The sequence below is a fragment of the Vibrio sp. 10N.222.49.C9 genome (genome assembly GCF_041474985.1).
Classification (GTDB): Bacteria; Pseudomonadota; Gammaproteobacteria; order Enterobacterales; family Vibrionaceae; genus Vibrio; species Vibrio crassostreae_C.
Genome location: NZ_JBFRVD010000555.1, coordinates 1 through 327 on the forward strand (window position 1 = coordinate 1; position 327 = coordinate 327).

At 57.2% G+C, this 327-nt stretch carries 1 protein-coding gene; it reads left to right on the top strand.

The window, feature by feature from the left end:
* A partial coding sequence (locus AB4585_RS24440; RefSeq protein ID WP_372171340.1) for a chloride channel protein occupies positions 1 to 327 on the top strand: 327 nt, incomplete at both ends.

Here is a 327-nt window from a genome sequence, read left to right on the forward strand (position 1 = left end):
GCACCAGAGACCGCGGGCTCGGGCATTCCCGAGATTGAAGGGGCCATGGACAATATTCGTCCTGTGCGCTGGTGGCGAGTATTGCCGGCCAAGTTTTTTGGCGGCATGGGCACCTTAGGCTCAGGGATGGTATTGGGTCGTGAAGGACCGACAGTGCAAATGGGCGGTGCAGTTGGACGCATGGTGAGTGACATTTTTCGCGTCAAAAATGATGACGATCGCCACTCTTTATTGGCGAGCGGCGCGGCTGCGGGCTTGGCTGCAGCTTTTAATGCGCCTCTGGCTGCCATCATGTTTGTGGTCGAAGAAATGCGGCCTCAGTTTCGC